Genomic DNA, 14,191 nt, shown 5'->3' with positions numbered 1-14,191 from the left:
ATTGTTGCGAGTTATCTCAAAGTTTTTTCTCTCTGAATATAAAGTTCCGTTAAAACGCCTAAAACCTGAGTGAAGTCGCTCACGATTTTTGAGCTTTTTATATAAAAACGAAGTTGATTAGAACGATTTTGACGTTTTTATATTTTTATTTGTCACTATAAGTGGCTGTTATTTAAATGTTTATATTCTTTTTGATCTTCTCATTTTGAACTTGCTCAGATTGCCGCTGGGAAAGTTTTTTACTGCGAAAAAAGTTTGTCATATTTGCCCCGTCCACACATTGTTTCAAGTTCCTGCAATGTCCTAGTTAGCGAATTTGAAAATGGAAAAAACTAAAAAATATAGGGGTTTAAAATGTCTTACCTAAAGAAAAGCCTACTTGCTACTGCAATCACAGGCATGATGTTCAGTGGTTCAGCTTTTGCTGATGGTGCAAACAGTGATGCAGCGAAAGAGTACCTAACTAAAGACTCTTTCTCTTACGAAGTTTACGGCATTATCGCGATGCAGGCCGCGTACCGCGATTACGATTCTGGTGATGCAAAACAAGATGATAACCTTGGTGGTATGCAGCTAAACAACGAATCACGTATCGGCTTCCGTGGTAAAAAGCAATTCGCTAACTTTGAGCCAACGTTCATTTGGCAAATCGAAGGTGGTTACGTAGACCCAAGCTTCGGTGGTGAAGGTGCAGGTCTTGGTGAACGTGACACATTCGTCGGTTTTGAAAGTGCTTCTTGGGGTCAAGTTCGTCTAGGTCGTGTTCTTACTCCAATGTACGAGTTGGTTGACTGGCCAGCATCGAACCCAGGTCTAGGCGATGTTTACGACTGGGGTGGTGCGATCGGTGGTGCTAAATACCAAGACCGTCAATCAAATACTATTCGTTGGGACTCTCCAATGTACGCTGACAAATTCTCTATCGACGCAGCAGTTGGTGCTGGTGATAAAGCTGGTCTAGGTGCGGGTGATGACTACTGGGGCGGCATCGCGGCTCACTACAAGTTAGGTCCACTACAATTGGATGCAGCTTACGAAGGTAACCGCAACATTGAAGCTGAAGGTCAAACTTGGGAAAACAACACATACCTAGTAGGTGTTCAAGGTTGGTTTGAAAACGGTATCTCTTTCTTCGCTCAATACAAATACATGGAAGCTGACGCAAGCAACGGTGTAAACGAGAAGCAAGATGCAATGTCAGCAGGTCTGATGTACACAACAGGTGACTGGCAGTACAAACTGGGTTACGCAGCTAACTTCGATCTAGAACGTGACGGTAAGACACTATCTAACACATCTGATGATGTTGTTTCAGCACAGATCATGTACTTTGTTGACCCATCTGCAGTGCTATACGCTCGTGCACGTATGAACGATTTCAACGAAGGTCTAGATGGTCTAGATGATGCAGCTCGCTGGACATCAGGTACTAACGGTGACTACAACGAATACTCTGTAGGTGTTGAATACTACTTCTAATAAAGAAGCAGCTAAAAGGGCGGAAACGCCCTTTTTGTCTTGATACTTATTCACATAAGCCATTGGAATGACTGGCCTGTTAGTTTCAGTGGCTTATCTAAATTGGTATAAAACGAGAAAACCATGATGAAAAAAACAACCACACTATTAGGACTTTGCGCAATCCTTTCTGCGCCTGCATTTGCTGCTCAACTGACTCTGCAAGCGGAATTGGTTCCTCGCGTTCTCAACAGTGAGTTCGTCTACCCTGAGTGGATCTCTGACAACAACAGCATCAAAGTTGAAGATGGTGCAAACCAACTTGCTGTAAATGTTGGTCAAATTGTGTTTGAAGATGGCAAGCGTCGTAAGTTTGATTCACAGCCGCTTTTACTTGAATTTGATGCACCGAAAGATGCTGAGCTTACGCTGACATACAACAAGTTCCGCACTATTGAAGAAGCCAAGGCTTTTGAAATGGACCCTAAACTGACGCTAAAAGATGCGAACGGCAAAGACGTTGAGTTCTCAATGGTTCAACTTCGCAAAGGTGGTTTACAAGGTTTCCGTGACTACGAACGTGAAGTCGCTGACTACAACCAAGCAATGAACAAGCAAACGACGAAAGCGAGCATTGCAGCTTCTCCAGCGGTAACAAAAACACTGAAAGAGTCGTTCAACGATCTAAGCCGTGAAGAGCAGCAAGAGTTCATGCAATGGGCAATGCGTAACCTAAAGTAATCTGGTTTTCTTCTTTTATATAGGCTTTCTATAGCGATAGTAGTTATCTAGCAACAATTGTACTTAAGAGATAAATCAAAGGGCAGCATCGTGTTCGGTGGCTGCCCGTTTTTATTTCTGGCGTTAAACCACAAGGAAGGATTGTAGTATTGACTTACGGTGGTAAAATGTCGCCACTTTTATCCTTGACATTACAACGAGAGCCTTCTCGTTGCTCATTATCCCTAAGGAACTCAAATGACGGTTAAAACTCGTTTTGCTCCTAGCCCAACTGGCTACCTACACGTTGGTGGTGCTCGTACTGCACTTTACTCTTGGCTATACGCTAAAAACCAAGGTGGTGAATTCGTTCTACGTATCGAAGATACTGACCTTGAGCGTAACTCTCAGGAAGCGGTTGATGCGATCCTAGAAGGCATGGAATGGCTAGGTCTTGAGTGGAACGAAGGTCCTTATTTCCAAACTCAACGTTTTGATCGTTACAACGAGATGGTTGATAAGCTTCTAGAAGAAGACAAAGCATACAAATGTTACGCGTCTAAAGAACTGCTAGACGAAGTTCGTGCAGAGCAAGAAGCAAACAAAGAAATGCCTCGCTACGATGCTAACCATCCAAAAATCAAAGCGGCAAACGAAGCGGCAAAAGATGGCGATCCATGTGTTATCCGTTTCCGTAACCCGAAAGAAGGCAGCGTAGTATTTGATGACCAAATTCGTGGTCGCATTGAAATCCGCAACGACCAAATGGATGATCTGATCATTCGTCGTACTGACGGCTCTCCAACGTACAACTTCTGTGTTGTGGTTGACGACTGGGATATGGGTATCACTCACGTTGTTCGTGGTGAAGACCACATCAACAACACGCCTCGTCAGATCAACATCTACGAAGCGCTAGGTGCGCCAGTACCAACATTTGCGCACTGTGCAATGATCCTAGGTGATGACGGCGCGAAACTGTCTAAGCGTCACGGTGCAGTATCTGTAATGCAGTACCGCGATATGGGTTACCTACCTGCTGCGCTAAACAACTACCTAGTGCGTCTTGGTTGGTCTCATGGTGATCAAGAAATCTTCACTCAAGAAGAGATGATCAACCTATTTAGCCTAAACGCAGTATCTAAGTCAGCGTCTGCATTCAACACTGACAAACTGCAATGGTTGAACAACCACTACATCAAAAACTCAGATCCAGCGTACGTTGCACAGCACCTACAATGGCACCTAGATCAACAAAAACTAGACGTAACTAATGGTCCAGCTATCACGGAAGTGATCAAGCTTGTTGGTGAGCGTTGCAACACGCTTGTTGAGCTAGCTGAGCAGATTCGTTACTTCTACGAAGATTTCTCTGAGTTTGAAGCGGGCGCAGCGAAGAAGCATCTACGCGGCGTAGCTAAAGAGCCTCTAGAGCTTGCTCTAGCGAAAGCTGAAGCACTGACTGAGTGGACGACAGCGAACATCAAAGATGGTGTTATCGCAGCTGTGTGCGAAGAGCTAGAAATCGGCATGGGCAAAATCGGTATGCCACTGCGTGTTGCAGTAACAGGTGGCGGTCAGTCTCCTTCTGTAGACGCAGTAATGGAACTGATTGGCAAAGAGCGTTGTGTTGCACGCATCAAAATGGCTCTTGAGTTCATCGCTGAGCGCGAAGCAAACGCATAATTACTTGAATAAATAATCAGAAAGCCGCGATATATTTCGCGGCTTTTTTGTGCCTGACGTTAAGAAAACATCTTAACTCAACATAAATGACGTCGAAATCTGTATGTTTTCCCAACAATAGTTCGAAAGGTTAATAAGTTTTACTTATCCAAATATATCCTCGACGAATGTTTTTTTGACCTTTTAATACAAAATATCTCTCTGACTTAGCACCAAAATCCATAAAGTTCCTTAAATATCGTCTCATTAATGAGAAGTTAATTTGCTTTACTTATTTTATTTTGAAATGACACGCAAACGTTTGCGTCATTGCTATTACTCGTATTTGAGTGCTCTAGATCACATAAAGTCATGCTTTTCGATGACATTAAATTGACAGTTTTGGGATTTGTCTTGGGATTTCTTGGAGTTATAGTGCTCGCCGTCAGTGAAGCAGCAATATGCATCACTGGTCAGGATCCATACCCAAGTAACTTTTATGCAAAATTGCGGAAGTTACTTCGGTATCAAAATCAAAGGATTTGAATAAAAGAATTGAAATACAACGTCAGTCAGGCGGCGCATTTCGTTACGAACAAGAGAACTTCTTTTAGAGGAATCAATAATGAAAAAACTAGCAGCGGTAATTTCAGCTTCTTTACTTATGGCTTCAGCAGCACACGCAGAAGTGTACGTGGGCGGTAAGATGGGTAAGTCTTGGATGGAAGACGCTTGTGTAGCTGGTCAAGCTTGTGACAAAGATGGCTCTACTCTAGGTGCTTTTGTTGGTTACGAAATGAATGACTACTTCTCAGTAGAAGCAGGCTTCGACAACCTTGGTGATTTTGACCAAACTTCTTTCGGCGGTCACGTAGAAGCAATCACTCTTGCTCCTAAATTCAGCCTACCAATCACTGAAGACATCGCTCTTTACGGTAAAGTTGGTGGCGCATACCTAATGATGAACGACGGTAAAGACGATTACTCTTACCTAGGTGCGGCTGGTCTTGAGTTCAACGTTAGCCAAAACGTAACAGCACGTGCGGAATACCAAACAATCACTGACATCAACAACGATTCAGTAAAAGCAATGGGTAACACAGCAACTCTAGGTGTGTCATTCAAGTTTGGCGGTCAAGACGAAGTGGTTGTTGAAGAAGAGCCAGTAGTTGAAGAAGTAGTAGTAGAAGAAGTTGTTGCACCAGTTGTTGTAACGAAAACTTTCGAAACTCAAACAATCGGTACAGGTAGCTTTGCGCTAAACAGCACAACGCTTAAACCTGCGAGCGCAGCAAAACTAGACGACCTAGTAGCGTTCTTAAACGAGTACCCACAAGCAAACGTTGATGTAATTGGCTACACAGATACTTCTGGTCCAGCGGCATACAACCTAAAAGTTTCTGAGAAGCGTGCTGAATCTGTAGCAAATGCTCTTGTAGAGAAAGGTATCGATGCTTCTCGCATTCACGCTCGTGGTGAAGGTGAAAACAACCCAATCGCTTCAAACGACACTCGTGAAGGTCGTGAGCAAAACCGTCGCGTAGAAATCGTTGTTCCTGAGTTTGAATACCAAGTTCAACAATAATCGCGAAATCTAACACTAACCGTTAGAAAGCTAGATACGAAAAGCCCCAAAGAGTTCGCTCTTTTGGGGTTTTTTTATATACCCAAGTGATTTTAAGATTCCGGATTCAGAGCGTTGTCATTGATTCCCTATTTACCGAAAGCAAGCAAGGAAAACAACGTAGCGTACCTGCTCATTCCAAGTTGTTTGACGCAGCCATTGGTTTAATAAAAAAGCGAGTCAATGACACACTCCCAAAGGGGACTCTTTGCAAATAGCAAGAACCTTGGCTTGTATACTTTGTTGTCGATTCTTGATTTAGGTCCACTAGACCTTTAAATCGTCGCCGCGTCTACAAAACAAGTCATTCTCGCTGAACCCTGCATCTCGAGGTTACTTGGGTATATCTGTTTATCAGCGAAGAACACTCAATGAAAGGAAGGAATAAAGGTCACTTGAGGTCAATGCTGTTGAGACGCCCCATAAACGTCAGGATTTCCAGGTTATCTTTGTGTGCATCCAGCAACGCTTTCTTTGTTTGCATATAGGCGGCCAGTTTGCCGTACTTGTTAATAGAGCGCACGACCGTTTTATATTTGTACTCGCCAGCATCGTTAAACTCACGCCATTTCGCAATGTAGCAGGTGTCTCTATTATCAGGATCCTCCAGGGTAGGGTTAGGCTTATGGACAATCTTTGGTTCGACGCTATGCGGCAGTCTGGTCATTAAATAAGGGTCTTTCAGCAGACGACGCCAAAATTTACCCCACATCTCCCGTCCAAGCTCGTTACGCAGCTTGATAGCCTTTTTAAGCCCTTTCTTTTCTCCAATGCGAACGAAACCTACGGAGCGGTGTAAAACCGTGTCATCCGGTGTGTGGATATGAATCTTGAAGGCCGTTTTGCCCTTCGAGATGAAGCGGTGTCCAGTGTTTGTAATTAAATTGCTCTTAGACATAGTGCTAACTAATAGTTTTGTTAATAGCTAAAAGGGTAAGCAAAACTCATAGATAATTAAAGTAATAAAATACAAAACTGTAAATAGCATGAGTATTGAATCTTTTCTGATACATCTAAATCAAGACAGAATTCTTGAGTTAGGCACTCCCTCAAAGCCGGCAAAAAGTTTGTCTGCTAAGAGTAGTCGATAAAGGCAAGGCGTCATCATACAATCGTTATCCTGATAACCTTAGAAGTGGTGAAGAGTTATGGAGTCGGATGGCTCAGTCGACGTAGACGTTACGTTTAACACTGATTTGAAGTGGCTGCGATTGATGATGGAGAAAATGGATGAGCGGCTTACTAGACTAGAGAATCAATCAAAGTAATGAAGAAGAGCCCGCATTAAACAAGTGGGCTCTATCTTTGTTATGTCGGGATTTATCAGGCATGGTTATTTTTCTAGGCTTTTTAAAACTGATTCAACATATGAATCTAATCTTGCCAAGTGTTCTTGAAGCTGTGAGCTACTGTCACCTTGTGGGGATATAGCAGTTTCGATCAATTTCAGTACGGCAGTCGTTACGATTACTCGCTTTTCGCTTTCGCCCATTTTTAGATAAGGAACATACCATTCGTTATTTTGAGTACAGCGCGGGGTGGTCATTGACAGACAGCTAAGACATGTATTGTGCATCGTTATATCTCTCTTTCTAGTTTGATTAAAATCTCACATTCTCGCAGCGCTTTTTCAGATGTATTCTCTTGAAAAATTGTCCACCAACGTTCAAGAACCAAACAAATCTTATTGCCATACATCAAGCGATCACCAACAGATGGGATATTTACCATTTCAATATCAAAGTCAGGGGAACCGATAAGTTCTTCAAATGAAACATCAGTACCTTCAAAGTAAAAGTTTACGTGCATAAGAAACTACTCCTCCGTTTTATTTTCAGTTACACAATATATCTTTTTTCTTACCTGTCAACCTAAAAAATTCATTTAAATCAACGCTTTAGTGTCAGTATTACATCTGCATGGATACAAAGGTTCATTTGTGTTCTGCTCTAATTTTTTAATTGCCAACCAAATCGTTTTTTGTGGATAGTTGGGTATAGAGTCACGACTTGCTAAAGAATATTTGAGGGACTTTTTTTGTTCAGTTACTTGGATGATACTTCCTGTCGAGTAGTCATTTTTAAACAACATGTTAGTTCTCACTGTTCGGGGGGGCTTGATTTGCTCGTTTTTCAAACAAGAGAAATTTTGTAAGACTAGTTGTTAACTCAGTTAGAAAGTTTGATTAAGAGTCGGAAGGTGTAGCCATTTTGTGGATACAAACAAAAACGCCTTAGCTAAAGTTATAGCTAAGGCGTTGATCTATGTGGCGCCCCCAGTAGGATTCGAACCTACGACCTGTCCCTTAGGAGGGGACTGCGCTATCCAGCTGTGCCATGGGGGCGTAATCAAATAAGATGCGTTGCCTATGATATTCAAAAGTAGGCATATGGCAATGCTTTATATGTGCATCTACAACATCTTGTTCATTACGTCGCCAATTTGCACGCTAGACGCAAGGTTTGGCTGGTCAATCGTGAGCTCCGCTTCGTGTTCGTAAACACGAGAAACCGTTAGGGTAATTTCACTCTGAGACACCTTGTTACGCGGCAAGCCATTTTGATCGATGAACGACGCCGTGTGCCAAAGTTGTAGCTGGTCGCCTTCTTTTACGCCGTGCATACGACCAAGATCCATGGTTACGGTATTGCCAAATACTGCAACGACTTCAGGAAGCGTGATCTTACAAGACAGCTCTGATTCTAGGTCTAGCATGATATTGCGGCTCACACGCAGCATCATCTCACCGTAAGTCGATGCCCAGAAACGTGCGCTACGAGTATCTACTTGACTGGTTTTTGCAAAAGGCCAGTGTGCCACTTCACGATAGTTTTTGTGGTAGACCTCGTGACCTGTTTTGCCATCAAAGACTTTCATCTCTAGTGCAAACTGACGGTTGATCACATCATCTTGGAGTAGTTTGGCATCAATGGTTGCCGTTAAGTCTGTAATCACACCACCGATGATGTACTGAGCGCCATTATCTTGAGCAATCATCTGGGTGCGTTCTGGTGACTTCGCTGAGATCGAATAGTCTGTGGTGCCGACAGAAACAAAGCTGCGCGATGTTTGATCTAACTGGCGGTTGACGACGTGACTAAAATCATTGCCCACGTTGTAGATCTGTCCCATCACCGCTTGCTGCGGAGAGGCAACATCAATATTGCCGACTAATACCGTCTTCTTGTATTGATTCACGTGGCAACCCGTTGCCGACGGATAGATGTCCACTCGGATCCTCATTTCCATCTTGCCGCCACGTTTACGTTCAGATTCTACCAAGATGTAACGTACTTCATGGTTCGTGAATTGGTACTCTTTACGGCTTTCTTCTAGCAGTGGCATCAAGTTACTGATGCTACCGATATCCGCACCCGAAAAGTTGACGGCTTTAAAGAGTGCGTCCTCTAACGCATGTAGCCTTGCCGCTTCATCTGAAGAAACGATCGTGGCAACGCCTGTCACTTCATACCAAGATGCCACCGCACGAAATGGTAGGATCAATATGAAAGTGATTGATATAAGGCTAAAAAATATTTTTTTCATTGTTTGTAACCGTTCGGGTATAAATATTGCTTTACCAATTTCAGTGAAGTTTGGTGAGCTTTCTTTCGTTCGACAAACAGAAGAAAAGCAAAGACTGTTCCAAGATTGCACTTTATAGAAATGAAGTCAGTAAAGAGCAGTAACACCTAAGATTATCTGGAGAATCAAACCATGAAAAGATGGCTTGTTGCCGCATCGATGATGACGCTTTTAACATCGTGCGCATACTCACCAATTTATAATGGTAAAGAACCGTACTCTGGCAGTCAGTTCATGTTAATGGACAGTCCACGCCATACGATGGATTTCTTTATTGAAAGCATGACTGAAGAGTTGATGGTTTCAAACGTTGCAGTGTCGTCACGTACGCCCGTTGCGATTACTTCTTTTGTCGACCTGCAAAACATGGATTCAACCAATTGGTTGGGTAACTCAGTATCGGAAGGGTTTATCCACCAGTTCCAACGTCGCGGTTTTAAAGTTGTCGACTTTAAAACGACAGGTTCAATCCAAGTAACCCAACAGGGTGATTTCGCTCTGAGCCGAGATTGGCAAGATCTGGCACAAGAGCAAGAGATCCAGTACGTATTGACGGGCACAATGCTACGTCAAGAAGGCGGTGTCCTCGTCAACGCACGCATTGTCGGTATGCAGAGCCGCATTGTTGTTGCTACGGCGCAAGGCTTCTTACCTGCGGACCGTATCGGTCGTGATCTGGATACGCTTAATAGCATCCGTACTCAAGATGGTGTGTTAATTCGTTCTGACCCAACTATCCGTCAGCCATACACAGTGATTCTCCGCCCGTAGGAAACAGACATGAAGAAGTTATTATTTATTATCGCGACCTTAGTGCTGGTGGGTTGTCAGCCTCTGCAGCAGATGCGTCAAGACGAAATTTTAGTGGCGGTGGGTTATGCAAGCGTTAGTGAGCAAACCGGTCGCACAATGGAAGAGAAGCGCGTTCGTGCAATGCGTGCATCTAAGATCGATGCGTACCGCGAACTTGCCGAGCAAGTATATGGCATGCGTGTAAGTGGTCGTGCGCAGTTGGAAGACCAACGTTTAGGCATTGAAAGCACAAGCGGTGCTGTAGACGGTGTGATTCGTGGTGCAGAAGTGGTACGTAGTTACTTAGTTGAAGACAGCTATGTGACAGAGTTGCGTTTGGATATCCGTAAGATGGATAAATTGCGCGACTACGGTGAAGTGCAGCAGGTGCCTGAGAAGCGTCAGCAGACCTTGTTCTAATTCAATCTTCACTAAACAGATGATCTTTTTGAGCGGCTGATTGGCAACAATTGGTCGCTTTTTTATGCGTGATACTTTTTGGGAATGAGTGAAGCTAATAAGCTTGCTGTATTAGACGGCAGTTTAAATAGACTGAGGGACAGAAGAAAAGAGCTAGGCTTTGATGTTGGTGCCTAGTGTGGAGATGGTGTGAGTTTTACCGCCGGAGTTGTAAGTCATGCCGACCTTTCCATGCGTGCGTTGAAGCATGTTGTTGAGTTTATTGAAACTCGATTGGGCACGATTGAGCGATTCACCATTCATTTGGTTTACTTGCTGACAATCGAGAACGATAGATTGGATTTGAGCGACAACCTGACTCAGGTTTTCATCTTCGGTAAGTTGATTGACGTGCGGGTGAGAGGCGATTCGCTGGTCGGTGGTTCTTAGTTGACCAATGAGTGTCATCTTTTCCTTGGCGAGTTTTTCGATCTCAGTAGACACACGAGCGCTGATCGCCTGTGTTTCTTGACGTAACACACCAGAAAGTGCTTTTGCATTTTCTAGTTGGAAGTTTACAAGATCGACTAATGCTGCCATGAATACTTACCTTGGGCCTAAGTCAGTTAGCTTTTGCCTTGCAATTCATTTTCAAACTTAATCATATTGTCAGCCAGCTTTTCTGGGTCAACTTTGTATGAACCGTTTGCAATTGCTTCTTTAATTGCCGCCACTTTCGCGCTGTCATAAGCCGGAGAAGCTGCCATATCCTTTTGGAGTTTGCTGACTGCTTTGCCTTGTTGGCTTAATGATACCGCGTCTTGTTGTGCTGGCGCTTTCTTTGATTCTGTTGTGCTGGTCGCACTAGAATCAGTACGTGCAGGAGCGCGACTTGTCGTCGTCATCATCTGACCTGAACGTATATTATCTATACCTGCCATATCTCAACCTTAAACTCGTATCGTAATACTGGTATCCAGACTATCGACCAAGCGCAAAATAACTTTAGAGATTTTTTGCATTTTTATTGATCGATTTGCCGTACACCAGCCTACCTTAGAAGGTGATGGTGATTTCCGCAATACCTGTCACAATTCCTTCTATTATACGTTGGGACTTATCATTTTTCACTCTTACTTGATCACCAGATGATCCATCTTGTAATGCCGTACCCTGTGTGGTGATGGTCATGCCGCCTTTTACGGCTCGAATCGTCACTTTTTCATTTCGGCAAACTACGCACACATCGTTACGTTCGACCACGTCACCCAAGCGAACATTGCGTTTTAACTTTGCGCCAACTACTTGCTCAAAGCTAGTAAAGCCATCTTTGCGAAAACGCTGAAGCTCGATCATTGATGTGGTGACATCTGAAGCGCTAATGATCTCGCCGCGACCCAATTGGCGGGTAGAAACGATCATTGGCACTGACGCTGAGATCCTAACTGGGACATAAACTTTCCAGTTGTCAGCCAGACATTCGACTAAGACGTTGATGTTGCTACGTGTGCTACTGGTTGATGATGCAGACGTTTCCAGTGGCTCTGGGCAATCCGTGGCTTTGATACGTGGATCAATATTTGCCGCATTGACTGTTAATTTCCCTCCCGCTGGCTGCTCTACCGTGCTAAGAATGTGCTGTTCAGCGGCGGTTCTGATTTGCTCAATTTGACTTTCCGTTGCTGAATGAACAAAAAAGCTAAACATACTGAGCAAAATGCCGATAAACTTAGCGTACTTTGTAAATAACGCTCTACATATTGTCATAGTAAATGGTGTCGAATTCATATTATGATACGCCATACTGTTTCTCTGGTATTATGCCTGCCAGTGGTAGAGTATCATTTAAAAACAAAAAGTTTGAGATGGAGATGAGCATATGACGGGGATTCTTGACTCGGTGAATCAGCGTACGCAACTCGTCGGCCAAAACCGATTGGAGCTACTTACTTTCCGATTGATGGGTCGACAGCGCTACGGCATTAACGTATTCAAAGTAAAAGAAGTACTTCAGTGCCCTAAGCTGACTTCGATGCCAAATCTACACCCGCTGGTTAAAGGTGTCGCTCATATCCGTGGCCATACCGTGTCAGTGATCGATTTAAGCTTGGCTATTGGTGGTCGTCCGACGACTGATATCGACAAGTGTTTTGTTGTGATCGCTGAGTTCAACCGAACAATCCAGGCGTTCTTGGTATCTTCTGTTGAGCGTATCATTAACATGCACTGGGAAGCGATTTTGCCGCCGCCAGATGGCGCAGGTAAAGCACACTACCTAACGGCAGTCACTAACATCGACAACGAGCTAGTTGAAATTCTGGACGTTGAGAAGATCTTGGCTGAGATCGCACCAGTAGATGAAACCATGGATTCAACCATCGGTGAAGAAATTGCAGTCGCAGAACAAGAAAAGCCAATCGTACGTCGTATTTTGATTGCGGATGACTCTACGGTTGCGCGTAAACAGGTTGAACGAGCAATTACTTCTATCGGATTTGAAGTTGTCTCTGTGAAAGATGGTAAAGAAGCGTACAATAAGCTGATCGAAATGGCACAAGAGGGTAGTATCTACGATCAGATCTCCTTGGTGATTTCGGATATCGAGATGCCAGAGATGGACGGCTATACCTTAACAGCTGAAATTCGCAGAAATGCAGATTTGAAGAACCTTTATGTTATCCTTCACTCCTCATTGAGTGGCGTCTTCAACCAAGCCATGGTTGAGCGTGTAGGTGCGAACACCTTCATTGCGAAATTTAACCCAGACGAATTGGGTAACGCGGTTAAATCTGCTTTAACACAATAAAAGAGACATTAATGACTGCTATTACAATCAGTGATCAAGAGTATCGTGACTTTAGCCGTTTTCTAGAATCACAATGTGGCATCGTATTAGGTGACAGCAAACAGTACCTAGTGCGCAGTCGACTGAGCCCGCTTGTGACTAAGTTCAAGCTTGCTTCTTTGTCGGATCTGCTGCGTGATGTCGTGACAGGTCGCAATCGTGAGCTGCGTATTGCTGCTGTTGATGCAATGACGACTAACGAAACATTGTGGTTCCGAGATACTTATCCGTTCACGGTATTAGCTGATAAACTATTGCCGGAGATGGCGGCAAACAAACGACCAATCAAAATTTGGTCTGCAGCCAGCTCGTCAGGTCAAGAACCTTACTCAATGGCGATGACTGTTCTGGAAACACAACAACGTAAACCAGGACTGCTTCCGAACGTATCGATTACGGCTACGGACATCTCATCGAGCATGTTGGATATGTGTCGTGCGGGTTTGTACGACAACCTAGCATTGGGACGTGGTCTTTCTCCTGAGCGTCGCCGCACCTTCTTTGAAGATGCGGGAGACGGTCGCATGAAAGTGAAAGACAACGTAAAACGCCTAGTGAACTTCCGTCCTCAGAACTTGATGGACAGTTATGCACTTATGGGCAAATTCGACATCATCTTCTGTCGCAATGTACTGATTTACTTCTCGCCAGAGATGAAGTCTAAAGTACTAAACCAAATGGCAAACAGCCTTAACCCCGGTGGTTACTTATTGCTTGGTGCGTCAGAATCGCTAACAGGTTTGACTGACCGATTTGAAATGGTGCGCTGCAACCCTGGCATTATTTACAAGTTAAAATAGCGGACTCTTTAACCCATTCTAAAGCCTGACCTTGTGTCAGGCTTTTCTTTTTTATTCGATTTTCTTTTTCCTTGTCTTTTTTCACGTCTCTTATTCTTACATCGCTTTTTCGCGCCCTTGTCCTAAAAGCTCACGCCATTTTTGCCTGCTCCCGACCATAGGGTGTATATTTTTTAAAGAGTCGAGCTCATTACTCGATTCGTATGACACTCCATCAATAACATTGGCTTGCTTATTGCAAACCACTACGTCGATAACTGAAGCGGCAAAATGGCATGTTCTATTTTTGGCACGCTAATTGCT

General features: G+C 43.8%; 14 protein-coding genes and 1 tRNA gene. 8 read left to right on the top strand and 7 right to left on the bottom strand.

The features are described 5' to 3' along the window. Positions 1–354 precede the first annotated feature (354 nt). From chiP to NL647_RS22610, 4 genes are all read left to right on the top strand, one after another. Complete coding sequence (chiP, locus tag NL647_RS22625) at positions 355–1,479, top strand: chitoporin (RefSeq protein WP_005449228.1); 1,125 nt, start codon at positions 355–357, stop codon at positions 1,477–1,479. A 123-nt stretch (positions 1,480–1,602) separates the two neighbouring features. Next, positions 1,603–2,199: a DUF2057 domain-containing protein gene (locus NL647_RS22620; protein ID WP_017818936.1), complete on the top strand. Its 597-nt coding sequence runs from the start codon at positions 1,603–1,605 to the stop codon at positions 2,197–2,199. Between the two features lie 237 nt (positions 2,200–2,436). Beyond that, positions 2,437–3,864, top strand: coding sequence for a glutamate--tRNA ligase (gene gltX, locus NL647_RS22615; protein ID WP_005449225.1), 1,428 nt, complete (start codon positions 2,437–2,439; stop codon positions 3,862–3,864). Between the two features lie 604 nt (positions 3,865–4,468). Beyond that, positions 4,469–5,428, top strand: a complete 960-nt coding sequence (locus tag NL647_RS22610; RefSeq protein ID WP_005449221.1) for an OmpA family protein — start codon at positions 4,469–4,471, stop codon at positions 5,426–5,428. Positions 5,429–5,858: 430 nt separating this feature from the next. Here NL647_RS22610 and NL647_RS22605 read toward each other — a convergent pair whose 3' ends face one another. The 4 genes from NL647_RS22605 to NL647_RS22590 form a co-directional block, all read right to left on the bottom strand. Continuing rightward, positions 5,859–6,365, bottom strand: a complete 507-nt coding sequence (locus NL647_RS22605; protein ID WP_005449220.1) for a hypothetical protein — start codon at positions 6,363–6,365, stop codon at positions 5,859–5,861. 680 nt (positions 6,366–7,045) lie between these two features. Further along, complete coding sequence (locus tag NL647_RS22600; protein ID WP_038898465.1) at positions 7,046–7,276, bottom strand: hypothetical protein; 231 nt, start codon at positions 7,274–7,276, stop codon at positions 7,046–7,048. Between the two features lie 458 nt (positions 7,277–7,734). Continuing rightward, a tRNA-Arg gene (locus NL647_RS22595) sits at positions 7,735–7,811 on the bottom strand. A 68-nt stretch (positions 7,812–7,879) separates the two neighbouring features. Next, positions 7,880–9,013: a flagellar assembly protein FlgT gene (locus NL647_RS22590; RefSeq protein ID WP_017188417.1), complete on the bottom strand. Its 1,134-nt coding sequence runs from the start codon at positions 9,011–9,013 to the stop codon at positions 7,880–7,882. A 171-nt stretch (positions 9,014–9,184) separates the two neighbouring features. Here NL647_RS22590 and NL647_RS22585 point away from each other — a divergent pair, with 171 nt between their 5' ends. Further along, on the top strand, positions 9,185–9,823 hold the full coding sequence (locus NL647_RS22585) for a FlgO family outer membrane protein (RefSeq protein WP_005449216.1): 639 nt from the start codon (positions 9,185–9,187) through the stop codon (positions 9,821–9,823). Positions 9,824–9,832: 9 nt separating this feature from the next. Beyond that, positions 9,833–10,264 (top strand): flagellar assembly lipoprotein FlgP, encoded by a 432-nt coding sequence (gene flgP / locus NL647_RS22580; RefSeq protein ID WP_005449214.1) that lies wholly within the window; start codon positions 9,833–9,835, stop codon positions 10,262–10,264. 153 nt (positions 10,265–10,417) lie between these two features. On the opposite strand, the gene NL647_RS22575 is transcribed toward flgP, so the two are convergent. The 3 genes from NL647_RS22575 to flgA form a co-directional block, all read right to left on the bottom strand. Continuing rightward, positions 10,418–10,843 (bottom strand): flagella synthesis protein FlgN, encoded by a 426-nt coding sequence (locus NL647_RS22575; RefSeq protein WP_005449212.1) that lies wholly within the window; start codon positions 10,841–10,843, stop codon positions 10,418–10,420. A gap of 26 nt (positions 10,844–10,869) precedes the next feature. Then, positions 10,870–11,184 (bottom strand): flagellar biosynthesis anti-sigma factor FlgM, encoded by a 315-nt coding sequence (gene flgM, locus NL647_RS22570; protein WP_005425628.1) that lies wholly within the window; start codon positions 11,182–11,184, stop codon positions 10,870–10,872. Between the two features lie 115 nt (positions 11,185–11,299). Beyond that, the gene (gene flgA, locus NL647_RS22565; RefSeq protein WP_061065661.1) at positions 11,300–12,046 is read right to left on the bottom strand and encodes a flagellar basal body P-ring formation chaperone FlgA; all 747 of its coding nucleotides are present in this window, start codon (positions 12,044–12,046) and stop codon (positions 11,300–11,302) included. Between the two features lie 76 nt (positions 12,047–12,122). Between flgA and NL647_RS22560 the strand changes: the two genes are divergently transcribed. Next, a complete protein-coding gene (locus NL647_RS22560; RefSeq protein WP_005449208.1) occupies positions 12,123–13,049 on the top strand; it encodes a chemotaxis protein CheV in 927 nt (308 codons plus the stop codon). Positions 13,050–13,060: 11 nt separating this feature from the next. Beyond that, positions 13,061–13,888: a protein-glutamate O-methyltransferase gene (locus NL647_RS22555; protein WP_009696835.1), complete on the top strand. Its 828-nt coding sequence runs from the start codon at positions 13,061–13,063 to the stop codon at positions 13,886–13,888. The last annotated feature ends 303 nt before the right edge of the window (positions 13,889–14,191 follow it).

It is taken from the genome of Vibrio sp. Y29_XK_CS5, from assembly GCF_024181835.1.
GTDB classification, from domain to species: Bacteria; Pseudomonadota; Gammaproteobacteria; order Enterobacterales; family Vibrionaceae; genus Vibrio; species Vibrio harveyi.
Note: the sequence above shows the minus strand (reverse complement) of the source record. Positions and strands in the feature narration are given on the sequence as shown.

Coding starts and splice junctions, on each gene's coding strand:
- chiP (WP_005449228.1), top strand. CDS start 355: ATGTCTTACCTAAAGAAAAGCCTACTTGCTACTGCAATCACAGGCATG.
- NL647_RS22620 (WP_017818936.1), top strand. CDS start 1,603: ATGATGAAAAAAACAACCACACTATTAGGACTTTGCGCAATCCTTTCT.
- gltX (WP_005449225.1), top strand. CDS start 2,437: ATGACGGTTAAAACTCGTTTTGCTCCTAGCCCAACTGGCTACCTACAC.
- NL647_RS22610 (WP_005449221.1), top strand. CDS start 4,469: ATGAAAAAACTAGCAGCGGTAATTTCAGCTTCTTTACTTATGGCTTCA.
- NL647_RS22605 (WP_005449220.1), bottom strand. CDS start 6,365: ATGTCTAAGAGCAATTTAATTACAAACACTGGACACCGCTTCATCTCG.
- NL647_RS22600 (WP_038898465.1), bottom strand. CDS start 7,276: ATGCACGTAAACTTTTACTTTGAAGGTACTGATGTTTCATTTGAAGAA.
- NL647_RS22590 (WP_017188417.1), bottom strand. CDS start 9,013: ATGAAAAAAATATTTTTTAGCCTTATATCAATCACTTTCATATTGATC.
- NL647_RS22585 (WP_005449216.1), top strand. CDS start 9,185: ATGAAAAGATGGCTTGTTGCCGCATCGATGATGACGCTTTTAACATCG.
- flgP (WP_005449214.1), top strand. CDS start 9,833: ATGAAGAAGTTATTATTTATTATCGCGACCTTAGTGCTGGTGGGTTGT.
- NL647_RS22575 (WP_005449212.1), bottom strand. CDS start 10,843: ATGGCAGCATTAGTCGATCTTGTAAACTTCCAACTAGAAAATGCAAAA.
- flgM (WP_005425628.1), bottom strand. CDS start 11,184: ATGGCAGGTATAGATAATATACGTTCAGGTCAGATGATGACGACGACA.
- flgA (WP_061065661.1), bottom strand. CDS start 12,046: ATGGCGTATCATAATATGAATTCGACACCATTTACTATGACAATATGT.
- NL647_RS22560 (WP_005449208.1), top strand. CDS start 12,123: ATGACGGGGATTCTTGACTCGGTGAATCAGCGTACGCAACTCGTCGGC.
- NL647_RS22555 (WP_009696835.1), top strand. CDS start 13,061: ATGACTGCTATTACAATCAGTGATCAAGAGTATCGTGACTTTAGCCGT.